This is a genomic window from Pradoshia sp. D12 (assembly GCF_008935075.1).
Classification (GTDB): domain Bacteria; phylum Bacillota; class Bacilli; order Bacillales; family Pradoshiaceae; genus Pradoshia.
The window spans coordinates 1,479,039-1,497,086 of the sequence record NZ_CP044545.1 but is presented as its reverse complement, the minus strand read 5'-3'; the positions used below and the strand labels follow the sequence as shown (position 1 = coordinate 1,497,086).

16 protein-coding genes are annotated in these 18,048 nt (G+C 36.5%); 4 read left to right on the top strand and 12 right to left on the bottom strand.

The annotated features are described in order from the left end of the window. Window positions 1-130: 130 nt before the first annotated feature. The 3 genes from F7984_RS07350 to ppc form a co-directional block, all read right to left on the bottom strand. Entirely contained in the window at window positions 131-352 is a 222-nt protein-coding gene (locus F7984_RS07350; RefSeq protein WP_066102241.1) for a DUF2187 family protein, read from the bottom strand. Between the two features lie 378 nt (window positions 353-730). Continuing rightward, complete coding sequence (locus F7984_RS07345; RefSeq protein WP_175354212.1) at window positions 731-1,192, bottom strand: competence protein ComK; 462 nt, start codon at window positions 1,190-1,192, stop codon at window positions 731-733. A 518-nt stretch (window positions 1,193-1,710) separates the two neighbouring features. Further along, entirely contained in the window at window positions 1,711-4,461 is a 2,751-nt protein-coding gene (ppc, locus tag F7984_RS07340; protein WP_140461294.1) for a phosphoenolpyruvate carboxylase, read from the bottom strand. Between the two features lie 474 nt (window positions 4,462-4,935). Between ppc and F7984_RS07335 the strand changes: the two genes are divergently transcribed. After that, window positions 4,936-5,646 (top strand): DsbA family oxidoreductase, encoded by a 711-nt coding sequence (locus tag F7984_RS07335; protein WP_066100201.1) that lies wholly within the window; start codon window positions 4,936-4,938, stop codon window positions 5,644-5,646. A 130-nt stretch (window positions 5,647-5,776) separates the two neighbouring features. Here F7984_RS07335 and F7984_RS07330 read toward each other — a convergent pair whose 3' ends face one another. The 6 genes from F7984_RS07330 to F7984_RS19315 form a co-directional block, all read right to left on the bottom strand. After that, window positions 5,777-6,445, bottom strand: coding sequence for an EAL domain-containing protein (locus F7984_RS07330; RefSeq protein WP_140461293.1), 669 nt, complete (start codon window positions 6,443-6,445; stop codon window positions 5,777-5,779). Window positions 6,446-6,549: 104 nt separating this feature from the next. Further along, complete coding sequence (locus F7984_RS07325; RefSeq protein ID WP_140461292.1) at window positions 6,550-7,203, bottom strand: response regulator; 654 nt, start codon at window positions 7,201-7,203, stop codon at window positions 6,550-6,552. A gap of 234 nt (window positions 7,204-7,437) precedes the next feature. After that, complete coding sequence (locus tag F7984_RS07320; protein ID WP_139891203.1) at window positions 7,438-7,821, bottom strand: hypothetical protein; 384 nt, start codon at window positions 7,819-7,821, stop codon at window positions 7,438-7,440. A gap of 304 nt (window positions 7,822-8,125) precedes the next feature. Next, complete coding sequence (locus F7984_RS07315) at window positions 8,126-8,335, bottom strand: hypothetical protein (RefSeq protein ID WP_192796836.1); 210 nt, start codon at window positions 8,333-8,335, stop codon at window positions 8,126-8,128. A 157-nt stretch (window positions 8,336-8,492) separates the two neighbouring features. After that, window positions 8,493-8,810 carry a hypothetical protein gene (locus F7984_RS19320; RefSeq protein ID WP_225983675.1) on the bottom strand — a complete coding sequence of 106 codons (318 nt, stop codon included), beginning with the start codon at window positions 8,808-8,810 and terminating at the stop codon, window positions 8,493-8,495. A gap of 194 nt (window positions 8,811-9,004) precedes the next feature. Beyond that, window positions 9,005-9,175, bottom strand: a complete 171-nt coding sequence (locus tag F7984_RS19315; protein ID WP_225983674.1) for a hypothetical protein — start codon at window positions 9,173-9,175, stop codon at window positions 9,005-9,007. Window positions 9,176-9,660: 485 nt separating this feature from the next. Between F7984_RS19315 and F7984_RS07305 the strand changes: the two genes are divergently transcribed. Further along, window positions 9,661-10,176 carry a LemA family protein gene (locus F7984_RS07305; protein ID WP_180349931.1) on the top strand — a complete coding sequence of 172 codons (516 nt, stop codon included), beginning with the start codon at window positions 9,661-9,663 and terminating at the stop codon, window positions 10,174-10,176. 23 nt (window positions 10,177-10,199) lie between these two features. After that, window positions 10,200-10,937 (top strand): TPM domain-containing protein, encoded by a 738-nt coding sequence (locus F7984_RS07300; RefSeq protein ID WP_225983673.1) that lies wholly within the window; start codon window positions 10,200-10,202, stop codon window positions 10,935-10,937. A 163-nt stretch (window positions 10,938-11,100) separates the two neighbouring features. Here the strand turns inward: F7984_RS07300 and F7984_RS07295 are convergent, their stop codons facing one another. Genes F7984_RS07295 through F7984_RS07285 form a run of 3 tightly spaced genes read right to left on the bottom strand, consistent with a single transcriptional unit; the run spans window position 11,101 to window position 15,898 of the window. Next, window positions 11,101-12,909: an ABC transporter substrate-binding protein gene (locus tag F7984_RS07295; protein WP_375138403.1), complete on the bottom strand. Its 1,809-nt coding sequence runs from the start codon at window positions 12,907-12,909 to the stop codon at window positions 11,101-11,103. A gap of 47 nt (window positions 12,910-12,956) precedes the next feature. Further along, entirely contained in the window at window positions 12,957-14,432 is a 1,476-nt protein-coding gene (locus F7984_RS07290) for an ABC transporter permease (RefSeq protein ID WP_139063783.1), read from the bottom strand. A 14-nt stretch (window positions 14,433-14,446) separates the two neighbouring features. Further along, the gene (locus F7984_RS07285) at window positions 14,447-15,898 is read right to left on the bottom strand and encodes an ABC transporter permease (RefSeq protein ID WP_373925463.1); all 1,452 of its coding nucleotides are present in this window, start codon (window positions 15,896-15,898) and stop codon (window positions 14,447-14,449) included. A gap of 202 nt (window positions 15,899-16,100) precedes the next feature. Here F7984_RS07285 and F7984_RS07280 point away from each other — a divergent pair, with 202 nt between their 5' ends. After that, window positions 16,101-17,825, top strand: coding sequence for an ABC transporter ATP-binding protein (locus F7984_RS07280; protein ID WP_066100223.1), 1,725 nt, complete (start codon window positions 16,101-16,103; stop codon window positions 17,823-17,825). The last annotated feature ends 223 nt before the right edge of the window (window positions 17,826-18,048 follow it).

Sequence of the window (18,048 nt, the reverse complement as noted above, 5' to 3'; positions counted from 1 at the left end):
AAGAAAGTTAGATAAGCAGCTAACTTTTATGTACAGTTCATAAACCGAGTGCTTTTATCTATATATGAATATTTCAGATTATTAAATCTATTTCATTCAGTTTAGTGCTAGTTTTATAGACAGATACAGGTTACATGGATGATGATCTAACTACTTTGTAATTATTATGGCGCACGACCGTTCTCGGTGTTTCATAACAAAAATGCTCTGCTACTTCTTCATCTATTTCAACAATACATGATAACTCCCTAACAATTGATACTTTTCCTAAAATAGAAAGACCACGTCGCTCAAATTCAACGATATCTCCCACTTTACCTTTATCCTCTATAGCAAGTTCATTTAGTAGCATATTATCCACTTCTTTTCCTCCTCATCAGATTAATATATAAATTTTTATGCATAATTTAGTAATTAATTCAACAAATCAGTGTAATTTGTGACCATTTACATAGAATTTAACACAAATAGTATTAAGAATCAATTGAGTTTTCAAAAAAAAGAGTCTATTTTCTCATTTTGTTTTCTAAAATAACTACTATTCTGATTATTTACTATTTATATCTTAAATAGATAGAAGTAGCAGTACGTCTGTCGCTTTGCACTTAAAACCTAACAAAAAAGAATCCAGTCTAGTGCTGAATTCTTTTAATCTAAACTTTTAGAATATCATTTTTCAAAATTACGAAACTTTCTATTAAACAGCCTTCATGATTTCAAAGAAAGATCATTAAGTGAGACTGAACTTTTCTATTTTATCTTTTAGCTTTAATGCGTTATTATATCGTTTCATTAGTATGGATGCTTTACAATTAATGTTTATAGTTGTTTGATTGGAAAGGTATACGTAACACTCACTACTATCAATCGGGTCGCATCCTCGATAGTGATCTAGTGCTATCCAAGCACATTCTACATCACGACAAGAATGAGTCGGAAACATATAAATACTATGTTGGCCGCTAATCTGCAGAGGCAAAATATAACTTCCTCCCAGATATGATTTTGAACTGTTTTTTGCCCCTTGATAATCAGCACCATAGCCAATGATACTGTCTTTTAAAATAGCAAGCGGAGATTTCTCCACCATATAAAAAGTATCCTGAAAATATAACTGAGTATACAAATAACCTTCCACAAAAACGGGTAATAAAACTTTTGTATCTATCCTAATATATGGTCTGTTTTCCACTATCATATACTCCACCCTTTTTGAATTATATTTGCTTTCTATTCAATAATGGGTATACTACTATTATGTTGGTGTACCCAGCAACAGACTATTGGGCCCGGTCCCCCAGACTGCAGGCCCAATTTCTGATATCCTCTTAATCTCCTTTCCTGGAAATAGATAGGATTTTTATCCTATCCTTAAATAATTATATGACAACCGACATTCTTCTCCAAATCTTTCCTATATCATTTTTTATAAGCGTCTTTACCTTAAAATCTATCGTTTATTTACATCCTTAGGTTTTTATATTATAATAATATATTTTGAAATTGGTATTATAGCAAAATCATAATAAATAAGCAGTTTTTACCGTATAATTTTCATGTTTCCCGTAGGAAAACCTTTAAATTCGGAGAAAATTTACCTGTAAAATTTAATTTTTAATTTTTCACAATAAATTCAAATAAATGCTTTTACGCATCTCAAGAAAATAAAAAGAAGGATGACTCTACTGTCATCCTCCCTACCTTAATCAATCATCCTGTATTACGAAGACCTGCGGCTATACCATTAATCGTATGTAATACCTGAACAACTAATTGGGTATCCACTTCCTTTAAACTTCTTAGTTCTTTAATTAAGTGAACTTGAATGAAATTCAATGGGTCCACATAAGGATTTCGAAGACGAACTGAATCCTTAATATTCGGTGTTTGATCAAGTAATTCTTCATCTCCAGTTATCTCAAGCAGAACTGATTTGGTTTTGTTGTACTCTTCCACTATATCCTCAAATATCCGATCTCCAATTAAAGGATCTTCAACCAAATCAGCATATTCTTTCGCTGTTTTAAGATCTGCTTTCATTAATGCCATTTGCAAATTATCAATTGTGGATCTAAAGAATGGCCAATCCTGATACATCTCTTTCAATGTCTCTATATTGCCTTTTTCTTTATATGCGTATGTTGCTAGACCAGTACCGGAAGCATACCAAGCAGGAAATAACTGTCTGCTTTGTGTCCAGGCAAACACCCAGGGAATAGCTCGTAAATTTTCAAACTTATCACTGTTTTTACGAGCCATCGGTCTGGAACCAATATTCAGTTCACCAATTTCTTTTAGAGGTGTAGCTTGGTTAAAGTAAGTTAAAAAACCTTCATCCTTAAATACAAGTGACTGATATTTTTCATAAGAGATATCAGAGATACTTTCCATGGCGCGTACCCAGCTATCATCCCTTAAATGGCCTTGTTCAGAAGATTTCGAAACATTAGCAGCCGTTTCCAGAAGCGTTGACGTTGCTTGCTCTAAGGAACGATATGCGATGTCTTCTATTAAATAACGAGACGATAATACCTCTCCTTGCTCTGTTATTTTCACCCCGTCTCCCAGTGTTTCGAGCGGCTGAGAGAGAAGACTTCTGCTCAAAGGCCCGCCACCACGGCCAAGAGAACCACCACGGCCGTGAAAGAATTTTGTTGAAATATCATATTCCTTTGCCAATTCATGCAGTTCTATCTGTGCTTTATAAAGCTTCCAATTGGCGGTCAGAGTCCCCCCATCCTTACTGCCATCCGAATACCCCAGCATAATTTCCTGCTGGTTTTTCAGCTTTCTTAGATGCTCACGATAAACTGGCAGGTCAAACAATGCTTTTAAAATAGCAGGTCCGTTTGACAAATCTTCTATTGTTTCTAGTAATGGAGCTACATTCAAATCACTTTCAACTGTACCATCTGCATGAAGCTTATATAATCCCGCTTCTTTGGCCAATAATAAAACTTCCAGCAAATCACTTGCCGAACGTGTCATACTGACGATATAGACCCTAATGGATGCTTTTCCAAATTCTTTATGGGCCTTTTTGATTAATTTAAATACCGTAATAATTTCCTGCGTTTCCTTGGTATATTCTTCATTGTCTAGCAATAGCGGCCTTGGATCCATCAACAATTTTTCCAGCAGCTTTTCTTTTTCAGGCTCAGTCAATTTTGCATAACTGTCTGTAATCTTAATTTTCCTTAGGATTTCATCAATGGCACCTGCATGCTCATCACTATGATTTCGAATATCCAATGTTCCAAGGTGGAAGCCAAACAACTGAACCTGTCTAATTAATTTATGTAAAAGCTTTAACTGATGCCCTTTTGGATGATGCGTATCTATACTTTCTTTAATCATCAGTAGATCCTCAAGCAGTTCTTCCGATGTTTGATACCCTCGTTCATCATTAGCCACCATGCGGACACGTTCAACCATAATAGCCAATTTACGACGGTACGCTTCATTTTTGACAGGCCATTTTTTATCGTCGTTTATATATTTTGATTCTCCCAATTCTATCGATCTCATTATCTCATCACCAACTCTAATTTGGACTGTTGAGTGAGATAAACGTTTCATTAATTCAATTAAAGCCTTTTCATATTTTTTGAGAACTAATGCTCTGTGTCTATTTAGAGTTTCCCATGTAACAGCTGGGGTTACATACGGATTTCCATCCCGATCCCCTCCAATCCATGAACCGAATCGAAGAAAATTTGGCACATTCCAGATTTCACCGCTGTAATGTTCAGTCAATTTGTCTTCTACTTCCTGATGTATTTCGGGTATGACATCAAAGAAAATCTTATCAAAATAATACAATCCATTTCTGACTTCATCAATGACTGTTGGTTTCCTGTCCCTTAATTCATCAGAATGCCATAAAGTAGTAATCTCATTATAGAGGTCTTCTTTAATTTCCTTATATTCATTTTCGGTTAACATAGGATTATTAAGCGTTTTAAGGAGAAGTAATAATCTCTTTTGGATTTCTAATATAGACCGTTTAGCCGCCTCTGTAGGATGGGCAGTAATAATCAATTCCAGTGATATTCGTTCAAGAACATGCTGTATAATTTCACCACTAATATTTTTATCCTTCATAGATTGGATGGCTTTTTCAATTGAACCAGGCTGCTCATCGGAATTGTTCAGTTGATATTCACGCTTTCGTCGAATACGATGATTTTGTTCAGCTGCATTTATTAAGTGAAAATAAACGGAAAAAGCCTTAATAACTTGCATTCTTGTCTCTAGGCTAAGCATTTCTATTTCCTTTTTTAATGTATGATACGTCTCATCTTCCACGTGTAAACGAAGAGATTTACACATTGTACGAATCTTTTCAACGGTATTAAAAAGCTCTTGTCCACCCTGATAGATGAGAACCTCTCCTAGTATATTGCCTAGCAATTTTACTTCCTTGCGCAACGGCTGATTCGTATCCTGTTTTGTGACCACTCAAAAATCCCTCCCACTCTCTAACCAATAAATACTTCAAATATTTCGAGTATTTCTATTAATTATATATAACTATCTAAATAAATGACATTATTTAACTCAATTTCATTGTTTTATTGATAACCATGTATAAAGTGACATATCTCTTTCGCTTTTTAAAAAGGATTATTCCATTGTTGTAAAAGTCATTATAATCAAATAAAATAACTGTATTTATCAGGATTCCTTTGTAAATCCAATGCAGTATTCCTTTGTTCAAAAGCGGAAAATTTAATTAGTCCAGATACTCTGGTTGCAGCTTTCATATATATATATCAACATGTATAATATGTATCTAAGGCAAACTACATAGAGCAATTACACTCCGAACTGTTACCCGATAAGACACACACCTGCAAGCATGTATATTGTCATGCCCTATTTGAAAATGTATACTTTGAACATACAACCAGATAGACCAGGGAGGCTTGAAAAATGAGAGTTGATATATGGTTCGATTATGCTTGTCCTTTCTGTTATATAGGGAAACGGCGATTAGAAGCCGCCATAGCTGAATTCATATACAAAGATCAGATAGAAGTACATTTTCACAGCTATCAACTGCAGCCTGATGCTCCAAAGAAATCAAATTCAAATATTCATGAGCTTATTGCTGCTAAATATGGCACTACAGTTGACCATGCCAGAAAAATGAATGAACATATATCTGAACAGGCCCGCGAAGAAGGGATTATATTTCGCTTTGATTCAATGATTCCTACAAATACAACAGATGCTCACCGTCTTACCCACTATGCTAAGGAGTATGGGAAAAGCGAGGAGATGACTGAACGAATACTTAAAGCTTATTTTTCTGAATCACTGCATATAGGAGACCGCGCTACCCTTCTGAAACTTACAAATGAAATAGGACTTCCCGGACATGAAGTACTAGATGTACTTAACACGGAGCAATATAAACAACAAGTAAATGAGGATATACAAATAGCCGAACAAATAGGAGTTAAGGGAGTCCCTTTATTCGTATTCAATAATAAATATGCCATCTCCGGAGCCCAAAGCACTGAAACACTTAAAGAAGTGCTTCAGGATGTATGGGAAGAAGAATATGATATGGCATTAATGACCGCTTCAAACAAACAACATGTAAATGAATTTTGCACAGATGATGGATGCTTCGATTAAAATTGAATAAAACGCGAGAAGGCAATAGATCCTAATAGCCTTGCTCGCGTTTTTTATTTTTGGACAGATACTTTCCCTCAACTAAAAAGCCTCTTGTTCTATGCATAAGAACAAGGACCTAATTTACTAGTTAATTAGCGATTCTCCTAAGCTTTGTTTTTAGTTCATGTGCAGGCACAGGTTCTGAATATAAATAACCTTGGACTTCGTCACAGCGGATACTTTTTAGAAATGCCATCTGCTTATCCGTCTCCACACCTTCAGCGATTACTTTCAAATTTAGAGAATGTGACATCGAAATAATAGCAGAAATGATTTTACTATTACTTTCGAAATCATCAACAAAGCTTTTATCAATCTTTAAAGTGTCAACAGCCAATTGATTTAAATAACTAAATGAACTATATCCGGTTCCAAAATCGTCAATACTGACTTGTATCCCCATTTGACGGAGCTGTTGTAATAAATGATTATTTTCCTGTTTATCATGCATCATGATAGTTTCGATCACTTCAATACCAATTTCTTTCCCGGTTAACCCATATTCTTTTAATGCTTCTGCAAAAAATTCAACAAAGTCCTCCTGTGAAAAATGAATAACAGATATATTTATTGAAATAAGTTGAATATATATCCCTTCCCTTTTACATACCTTAATTTGCTGGAATACTTGGCGGATAATTAACCTTTCAAGCGGTACAATAAGTTTGGCCTCTTCAGCTATCTTGATGAATACAGCCGGCGACATGAATCCATAGGTATAATAATGACTAAACAAAGATAGCTCACCTCTTTTCATTTCTAGCAGCCTAATCAATAATTTAGTGAGTATTAAAAAGAATCCCACTCTATTTATCGACCATTCTTGGGTGAAGTTCAATCGACTATTTCATTCCTATTTATTTAATTCACTAAAGAATATATATAAGCCATCAATTCTGAACGGTTATTTACTTTAAACTTTCTGTATAGCTGACTTACATAATTCTTAACTGTACCATTAGATAAGAATAAATAGTGGGCTATTTGTTCATTTGTATGCCCTTCTGACAATAGTTTAATAATGTCATGTTCCCGATCGTTCAGGTTAATTCCCTGTTTCTCCAGTTTAATTGGTATTGGCGATGATGGTTCATTTTGTAAATACATAATTAAATTCTTTTGAATAATAGAGGGCAGTACGATATGCCCATTCACGCATTGCCTAATTGAATAAAGAAGATGCTTCGTTTCCACATTTTTTAAAATATACCCGGTTGTTCCCTTTTTGATACTATCGATGATTTCATCTTCATTTGTATCCGCTGCAAGCATGATTATTTGACTGGAAGGATAGGCATTTTTAATGATTGCTAAGGCTTCATTCCCTCCATTTGGAGGAAGATTGCTATCAAGGAGTATTACATCTGGTTTTTGCTCAGACATCATTTTTATAAGACTATCAGTATCTCCAGCACAACCTGTCATTTCAAAGTCATGTTCATCCTTCAAAATCATAAATAATCCATCACGAATAATGGCCTGACTCTCTCCTATAAGAATATTTATTTTACTCATACATTCCACATCACTTCTTACCCTTCGTTACTGGATTATTGAAAAGTTTTATACACTTTACCTATTTGTAATTTTTGGTAAAACAAGTCTATAGTCCTAGTATAATAACAAGTTTTGTCGAAGTATATACTTTTTTCCTAAGTATTCCTAGTATTGTAAAATAAACTAAGAGCCTCATTCCCTAAAAAGGAAATGAGGCTCTTATAAAGATCAGAAAAATAATATGATTAGTTATTAATAGATGGATTTACGCTGTGGTATGTATCTATGAAGTATATGGATTCCTCCAAAGTTTCTTTTTTTAGATGATCTCATATACTCAGCATATAAAGTTTGGGCACGTTCTGAATAATATTCCCGATAATCTTCATGCAATTCCGCATTAATATAATTCATAATTTTTATGTACTGTCTCTTTATCCTTTTTGCATCTTTAGATAATTGAATCATCTTCTCAAATTCCATCAGATAACCTTGAACCAAAAGTACATTCCCGGCTACATTTAATAAAACATCAAGTTTTTGATCCGGATTATCCATATAGGGTACCTGTGTACTTATCCTGCTTCTATTTTTATGTAAACTCTTTTCGTGTGAATGAATCAACAAATCTTTCATCCTCCCTGCTTTAGAGTTTTTCCAATTCCATAATACCAAATATTCTGACTAATTTATATTTTTAGTATAAGTCGTTACCTACGGATATGAAAAGATGCCCAAAGTCATTTTAATATTTAAGGAAGATAAGCCCTTTTACTTATTTATCTAACTAATAATCATGAAATTTTTATCCTTCTAGAAGAAAATCTGTGGGCAGCTGTATTATTACATTGCTATAAATTTAATTCATTATTGCACGTGCTATAATATATTTTTGTTATTTATTATCCAGTCGGTGCTTATCATATCTATTTATATCCAATTATTCAGCTGATTTATCCAATTGTTTCTTAATTTGCTTAAGCATCTCTTTAAATACCTTTACATCGTTTTTCGGAATATCCTCTTCCCCATAACGAGATCTTTCATATATTTCGCTTAATTGACGATTCAGCTCATCATTATTTAAATGAATCCGGTTCAGCCAATCACGGAATAATTCTCCAAACTTTCTTTTATGTATACCCTTCATATCCCTTTCAAATTTATAAACTAGCATTCTGATCGGTATATTTGAAGGAGGATTATGCTGAGCTCTATTGTCTTTATTTCGTTTTATTTGTCCCAGCCTCTTTAACATTAACTATTTATCTACCTTACGTTGTGATTATATGTTTGTTTTTGTTTGTTTACCGGGATACATGATGCAATAAAGATGATAACAGCCAACCCATATGCCATGTAGGCAATGCCCTCTGAAGTCTCCTGATTACGAATTCCAATCGCATTGTATGCCCAAACAAAGACAAATTAAATTTAAAGATAATCGCCAGTCCTGTACCAACCACAAGCATAATAGCTGTCCATATCTCACCGGATAAATCAAAGCCGTCCCACCCATATTCTTTCAATACATAAGCTACATTAACAATTGTCGCAACACTAATCCATCCAAGATTGATTGAAAATGGTGCGATGTCTAATAAGCCAGGATTGCTATTTTTCATTCGCCTATACAAGATGATCAAACTGATTAAATAGGTAAACATAACAGCAAGACTAGCTATGAAATATTCATAATGCCAGGTCAGGATCCACGTACAGTTCAATAGCCCGCTTAACATAAATATAATGCTAGTATTTGTATAAACAGGCAATCCTCGACGCTCCCTTGGATACTGTCGAATAATCCATATACCTATTAAAATATTAAAGACCAGATAGAAAATGCGTAACCTGCACGTGTGATTAATACATCAATTCGATTTGATATTTCTCCTGTCGTCTGACCGTTGATTGGCAGCAAGTTAGCCAAAGCATTAATAACCACAATTAAGATAAAGACAAGAGTATTTAACTCCCGTCTAATCATAAACAACCCCTTCCAAGAATAAGATAGTCAATATATTCCTCAATTCACAACCCTTTAACCATTTAATACAATAGCCAGGTTATCACCTAGAACTTGGAGAATAGTTCAACAAAACTCTTCCTATACTGTTTAGATAATAAATGGCCGACAGTACTCTGTCGCATTTTATTCAATTGGCTTCAACTTGCTTGCAAATTATTATCTGATTTAGACTGACCTCTCTTTAACATTTCTCTTTACTATACTAACCTGACAATTTGGCAAGAATATTAATTAAAACATTCTTTTTATTAGGTAAACCCAATTATAATTAGGAAATGAAGCCTTTCAACTAAGATTGCTTTTTTATATTTAGGGGTATGATGATTAATGAAACTTTTTCACCCATCAAACGTTATATAGTGTAAGAAAGGAGTGCAAAAATATTGAAAAGAGGATCAATCATATTACTTGCTGGGGTTGTGGTTATTGGCATTATAATCGCTATGTTTGCTTCGAGTTATAATGGCTTTGTGAACGCAGAAGAGAATGTCGATAAAGCTTATTCCCAGATCGACAACCAATTACAAAGAAGGATGGACTTAATTCCTAATTTAGTTAATACCGTTAAAGGGTATGCCGAGCATGAAGAAGCCGTTATAAATGATGTCTCAACTGCTCGTGCAAATCTTGCCGGTGCTAATACACCGCAGGAACAAGCAACGGCCAATGATGAACTTACAGGTGCATTAAATCGACTATTAGTTGTTGTTGAAAACTATCCTGATCTGAAGGCCAATCAAAGTTTCCAGCAATTAATGGATGAACTGGCCGGTACTGAAAATCGGATTGCTGTAGCAAGACAGGATTATAATACGGAAGTATCCACTTATAATAAAAAAGTGAAGCAATTTCCCGGTGCCTTGATTGCCGGATTATTTAATTTTGATAGCAAGGAATATTTTAAAGCTGCTGATGGCGCAGAGCAGGCACCGACAGTAGATTTTAATGGAACTGAATGATGTTTAAAAGAATTCTCCACTCAATGGCGACTTTCTTATTCTTATTGGTCAGCTTGATTGGAAGTCCAGTGTCCGCAGCTGTTCCCAAACCACAAGGGGATATTTACGTTCAGGATTTCGCCAATCTATTAGATGACAGTGAGAAACAACAGTTGATTCAGTTAGGTCGTACATTGGAAGATCAAACAAAAGCCCAAATTGCTGTGTTAACCGTAAATACTTTAGATAATCAAACACCTGAAGAATACGCACTGGATGCCTTCCGTACATATGAGCTAGGTGATAAGGAACTTAATAATGGTGTCCTTTTATTAATAGCGAATAAGGATAGAAAAGCCCGTATTGAAGTTGGATACGGTCTTGAAGGGGCATTGCCTGATGGAAAGGTTGGCAGAATATTGGACACGTATACTATTCCATATATGCAATCTAACCAACCTAACGAGGCTGTCATCAATACGTATAAGGAATTATTTAATGTCGTCTCTCAGGAATATCAACTAAATGAATCAACCGATTCGAAAGCTTATGTCTCCGAAGTAAATAATGAAGGCGGTATGGCGACCTGGAAAAAACTATTAATAGGAGCTGCACTTGTTACATTTATCATTATTGATATGACTTTCTTTGGTGGTACATTTACTTATATGCTTCTTCACATTCTGTCTGCATTTTCAAGGAACGGCGGAGGTCGTGGAGGTGGAAATCGCGGCGGCGGTGGCGGTTCATCTGGCGGCGGCGGGGCTTCGAGAGGCTGGTAAATTATAAATACCTATAACTAATCAATACCATAATTGAACCCGGCGATAGAAAATCAGTTTGTTTTCCTTTCCCAGTTTCGTATTTTGTATATACAGAATATATTCTTAATCAGTCATACTGAACAAAAAAGAATCCTTTTCGGGATTCTTTTTTTGTTTCTATTTACTTTTCAGAGCGATAGGCTTCTAAAGCTTTTTTGACTTTTTCAGCATCAGGGGATAATTCGTTACCTGTATCAACAAGCGGGCTGACGGTTGAAATAGCCTTTGCTTTATCGCCTTTATAGAATTGAATGAACTCATCCTGATTAATGGAATAAAGAACTGCCTTTCTTAAGTTCTCACTTTGTGCAACATCACGATTTTTCGTGTTAAATAACAAGTAAGAAACGGCATTACTCTGGATGCTTTGTAGTTTCATCTTGCTGTCTTCCTTAAGAATATCAAACTTTGTTTCTGGTACACCGGATAGCATGTCGATTTCACTGCTTCGTAGTGCACTAAATGCGCTATCAGGGTCTTTGATAAATCGTACGGAAACTCTATTAATATATGGTTCGTATTCTCCCCCTTCCATATAAGCAGGGTTCTTTTGGAATACAGCTTCATAGTCATTTTTGTACAGCATTATATAAGGTCCGCTTGTATATAACGTGTTATTATATTGGCTGCCCTCGGTTACCGTACTTTGATCTCCATAAGGGATATCTTTCTTGACATCGAAAGAAGCTACATCATAAGTATTGATGCTTTCAACTTGTTTTTTCGAAACAATTCCTGCAGATTGGTGGGCCAGATAATTCAACACCTGTGGGAATGGCTCAGTTGTTGTCATTTTTACGACTTGATACTTCCCATTTTTTTGATCGGCATCCTCTTTTGCTTTGACTAGTCCCGTTATTTCACTTTCCAGATCTTTATTAAGAGCGTCCTTTACGGTGCCTTTCTCATTGGAAAGCTTCACTGATTCAAGGCTCGCCACGTCCTCAACGATTTCTACTTTCTTGATATGCTCATGCAAGCTGTATGTTCTGTGGTCCGGTACGGAATCTTTGTCTTTCGCACGATTCAAGGAAAATATGACATCTTCTGCTCCGACTCTTTCACCTGAGTCAACTGCCTTTTTATTTTCTACTTTAGCAAACCGAATGTCATTTCTGAGTACAAAATAATATTCCGTATTTCCTTCAGCAATGGCATGATTCAACGATAAGGATGCATCCGAGGTGATTTTATCATCGTCAGTCAAATTCACCAAACGTATATACATATTCGTATTCAATTGGTTGATGGAACCATCATTCCCTTTGATTGGATCAAGAGAAGTTAGCGTAGACATCGACTGTGTCAATTTCAAAGGTTCCTTATCACGCTTTGTAGTATCGGCAAAATCAATTGAATCCCACGCCAAGGCCCGCGACTTCGACAAACGTACGGATTTTTCCTTTAATATATCTGTATTAACCGCTTGATTTTTGTTGGATATATACAAAGGAGCAATATAAGCCTTTTCAAATACAAGGTGGTCTTCTAACTCTTTGTAGGTTCCTTTATATTCTTCTGGAGTTTGAGTAGATGCTTTATTAATCAATTTATCCAATTTAGGATCTGATATAATGCTATAATCCCCTCCTGTTATAAACAACGATCGCACCGCATAATCCGGATTACCCGTAACTGTGGTCCAACTCGACATAGACACATCGAAATTGCCTGCATCTTCCTGTGCTTTAAAGCTTCCGAAATCCGGTTGAAGATTCAATTTGACTTCAAATCCATTTTTCGTAAGTTGATCACGAAGAATATTTACATCTGACTCGTTGGCACTCGTACTCAATATTTCAATCTCAATAGCTTCCTTTTTTTCACCATCATTAACTTTATTACTTACATCATCTTTTGTTTGGACTGTGCATGCGCTAAGAACCAATAAGAATACAAGCAATAACGGCATAAATCCTTTTATCTTCAAAAAAACTCCCCCAAATGATTCATATTTGATAAAGCTTCTTTTCATAATCAGGATGATCGATCAAGCTTAGGATCAAGTGCATCCCTCAGACCATCCCCAAGAAAATTGAATGACAACACAAGCAAAACGATTGCTACTCCAGGAAAAATAGCAAGATAAGGATTAGATTCCAAGTAGGCGCTTCCAATTCGCAAAATATTTCCCCATTCTGGTATATGTGGTTCAACCCCAAGTCCAAGATAACTTAAGCTGCTTGTCGATATGACAGCTGCACCTATTGTTAAAGTGGATTTCACGATCATAGGAGCCATGGAGTTAGGGATGATATGTTTGAAAATGATGGCACGATCCTTTACTCCAAGAGCCCTCGAAGCCTCTACAAATTCATAATTAGAAACCTGGAGCACATTAGCGCGCATCGTCCTGGCATATGTAGGAATAGCCCCTACGCTTAAGGCGATAATCAAATTAACAGTATTAGCTCCAAAGGCAGCAATGATTGTAATCGCCAGCAAAATACCTGGGATAGCATATAAAATATCTAAAAGCCGCATGATGATATTATCAGTATGTCTGCCATAATAGCCTGAGATGGCACCTAGGAATCCTCCGATCAATACAGGAATAAGGGTAGCCAGGAAACCAACAATGAGTGATATTCTAGCACCGAATACAAGCCTGGAAAAAACGTCCCTGCCGAAATTATCCGTACCGAATGGATAAACGAGACTCGGAGATTGCAAGATTGCTCCGTAATTATTTTCGATTGCAAGACTCATTTCAAAAGTAAACATACTGCACACTGAAATCATGAACAGAAAGATGATAAAAAACAAACTCAGCATCGCTGCAAAATGCTTTGATAACCTTTCCCATATTGATTCCCACTCTGTCTTAACACCATACTGCAGATTTCTAGCCCTTAGTAGGATCGTTATTCCAAACACTAGAGAAAACAGATTTCCGGTAAGGGTGCTCAACAGAAAGAAAATAGCGACAACGATGGATGCCTTCTTATGCAGTCTCCCTTTCAGGAGCAACAAAACACCTAACAGATGGAACAATGTTATCGCAATCAAGGTAGCCATTCCTGTCATAAAACTGTTTGACACATACGGTTTAAACAAATTAAGGGCAGAAACACCTATTACAAAGCAATCAACCAATAGCATATAAATTCCAAGAGAGTAATAGAGATTTTTCTTCTTTTTAATCAAGATCAACGCAGCTGCTGTCAAAAAGACATTCCCGCTGAATAGACTTGCCAGTTGAATAATCCCCAACCTCCTGGTAATAATCGAAATATCTCCTTTTTCCAGTAAGTCTATTTTCATTCTCCTCAGCAAAATGCCCTGTATGGCAGTAAAGCAGGTATAAATCCCAAACATCCATAAGAAAAATCCTCTACTTTCCATACTTTTGAAATCATAGACATTTAGCAGAAAAATGATTGTAAGTATCAAAGAAATACCTAAAGCGAACTTCGCCTGTCTATATTCCTGTGAAGCTTTTAAACTATTCATTTCATACACCTGCTTTAGTATTGTTTCATCTTATGCCGAATCCGCGGATCAAAGAATGCATACAAGATATCGATGAACATATTAACAATAGAAATGATAATGGCTGTATAGATGACAGCGCCCATTACTGCCGGCACATCCGGTATAAATTGTTTATCGACAATATAACTGCCCAGACCGCTGATATTAAACACTTTTTCTGTGACTGCTGCCCCTCCGAGCATTCCTCCAAATTGTAGTCCTATCACCGTAATAATTGGGATAAGAGCATTTGGTACTGCATGTCTCATGACAACTCTTTTTCCACTTAAACCTTTTGCCCTTGCCGTCAACATATAATCTTCATGTATGACTTCAAGTGTCGATGACCTGGTCATTCTGGCAACTGCAGCTGTCAGTCCTGTTCCAAGTACCACGACAGGCATGATTAGCGAAAGCCAATTGTTAGCACGATACGTTGCAGGTAGCCATTCTAAATGAACCGAGAAGCCCAATATGAAGATCAGCCCTTGCCAGAAACTCGGAATTGATAGTCCAAGCAAGGCAATTAACATAAAAGAATGATCAAAGATTGTATTCCTTCTGATAGCCGAAATGATTCCGGTTGGTAATGCGACCAGTACTGCGAGCAATAAAGAAAAGACGGCGATCGTCAATGTAATTGGAAACTTACGCATAATGGAAGATATCACGTCTTCATTTCCAGCAAAAGAACTACCTAGATCAAAAGTGAAGATTCCGATTATGGTGTCTCGTAATTGAATAAAGTAGGGCTGATCCAATCCATGCAAAGTATTGAATGCGGCAATCTGCTCCTTCGTTGCCGTTTCTCCCAATATGTTAGCAGCAGGATTGAACGGTGAAATATACAAAATCGTAAAGACAAGTATACTTACACCCAAAACAACGAAAATAGTCATGATTAAACGTTCCATCACGTATTTTACATAAGGGTAACTAAAGATAAACATCAATATGTACATAAAAAAACCAGCAATGAAGGAAATGAAGAAGAACCACCTTTCGCGGAGCAATACAGAAAATACATCCTCGAACTGCATCTTCCCTTTCCACGGTTCACTATCATCGCGAGTCGAAGAGACCATTAACTCTGATATATAGACATTTAATCGATGCTCGGCAAGTTGGGTTGCTTTTTGCTCAATCTCCTTATCGTCTACTTTCTTGTCAAAGAAATCCCGCTTTTTTCTAAGCTGATCCTGATAGTCCTTCTTAAAAGCAGTGAAATGGCCAGAATCGATAAGGGATTGCTTTAGCTCTGCTTCTGCAGCTGTATAACTACCTTTGTTTCTTTTGAAAAGATAATAAAACATAACAATTAAAAAGAGCGGAGCCCCCAAAATCAGGAGGAAACTTTTATATGCAGAGTTAGCCATCATTTTCCTAAAAATTTGATCTATCCTCTGTACAAAAGAATGGTTCCCCTTCCACTCCTGCTCATTAATCAATAATATCCCCTCCTTTTTTCCTTCAGCATTTAGCCGAATACATATAATCATTCGTATAAACAAAAGATTTAAGAATAATTGCACTTTTCCGAGTGGTATAGTATATTTTATTTTAGCAATTGGTAAAAGTCAACAGTACGAGGAAATATATCCATTAGCCTTTTTTGGACCAATATGATGATTTGGCAGGTGTCTTTTGATGAATTCATTATTGCAAGTGCAACACTTATCGGTATCTTTTGAACAAGAAGAACAGGAATTTCAAGCTGTACAAAATATCAGCTTTTCACTTAATAAAGGAGAAACCTTAGGAATTGTCGGTGAATCAGGCAGTGGTAAAAGCGTCACTGCACGTTCAATCATGCAGCTGTTACCAGTGAGCGCCAGACGAAAGAACGGAACGGTTCTCTTTAACGGAAAAGATATTGGGAAATACTCAGAAAAAGAAATGGAGGTCATTCGTGGACGCGATATCGGAATGATATTCCAAGATCCAATGACATCTTTGAATCCGACCATGAAAATCGGAGATCAGATTGCAGAAGGATTAATAAAACACGAAAATCTATCCGATAAACAAGCCAAAAACCAAGCGCTCGATATGTTGGAATTGGTCGGTATTAAGGACAGCGAAATTCGCTATGAACAGTATCCTCATGAATTTTCTGGGGGAATGAGACAGCGGGTAATGATTGCAATAGCATTGGCATGCCGACCGTCTTTGCTAATAGCAGATGAACCTACAACTGCTCTTGACGTCACCATTCAGGCGCAAATCCTTAATCTAATGAAGAAGATGCAAGAAAAGTTCGGAACTTCAATCATTTTAATCACGCATGACTTTGGTGTAGTAGCTGGAATGTGCGACCGAGTAGCCGTCATGCAAAACGGGGAAATTGTAGAGACTGGTTCGACAGAGAAAATCTTTACCTCACCCACTCACCCTTATACAAAGAAGTTACTTCATGCACTTCCGAAACTAAATGAAAAGAAGAAATTGAAACCGGTACCTAATATAATCAGAAATACTGAAGATGTCCCGTTGCTGGAAGTGCGCAATCTTAAGCAATACTTCGATATTGGCAAAGGCAATACAATAAAAGCAGTAGATGATATTTCTTTCAGTATTAAAGCTGGGGAAACATTAGGAATCGTCGGCGAATCAGGAAGCGGTAAATCCACTACCGGACGCTCAATCCTTCAATTACATACCCCTACCGGAGGGGATATTCTTTTTAAAGGTATGGCGCTAAACGACTTTTCTCCTAATGAAATGCTCATCATGCGGCGTCATATGCAAATGATCTTTCAAGATCCTTATGCTTCTCTCAATCCAAGGATGCGGGTATTGGATATCATAGGTGAAGCACTGGATGTCCATCATCTCGCCACCAATAAATCAAATCGAAAGAAACGGGTTGAGACTTTGCTTGATATGGTTGGTTTGGATCCTGCATTCGCGATGAGATATCCGCATGAATTCTCTGGAGGGCAAAGACAACGAATCGGTATCGCCAGGGCATTAGCAGTCGACCCTGCCTTCATCGTGTGTGACGAGCCATTATCAGCCCTCGATGTCTCCATCCAAGCACAGATCGTTGAATTGATGGAAGATTTGCAACAACGGCTCGGTCTCACCTACCTGTTCATCGCTCATGACCTTTCCATGGTTAAACACATTAGCGATAGGGTAGCCGTCATGTATAAAGGAAAAATAGTAGAGTTGGCCGAAAGTGAAGAATTATATTCTAACCCTCAGCATGATTACACAAAATCGTTATTGGCCTCGATCCCTATCCCGGATCCAAAGATTGAAACACAAAAAAGAAAAAATGATGGATCAATTAAAACAGAGAAAAAAGAGTATAATGTTGAAAACACAAAACTAGTGGAAGTGTCTGCCGGACACTGGGTTGCCATTTAGCCTTAATCATTGGTTTGAAAACTTAAAGAGGCATCCAAGATCCTGAATGCCTCTTTCCACTTCTTTGTTTTTTACATAACCAGCTCTTCCACAACTGGATACACAAACTGGAAATTTTGCTCGTCTGGCAGTATATAGTAAGTATAATCAATGTTGATCTGTCTAAACTCTTCTTTCATATACTCACAGAAAAAACTTATGTTTCGCACTTAACAGACCTCAA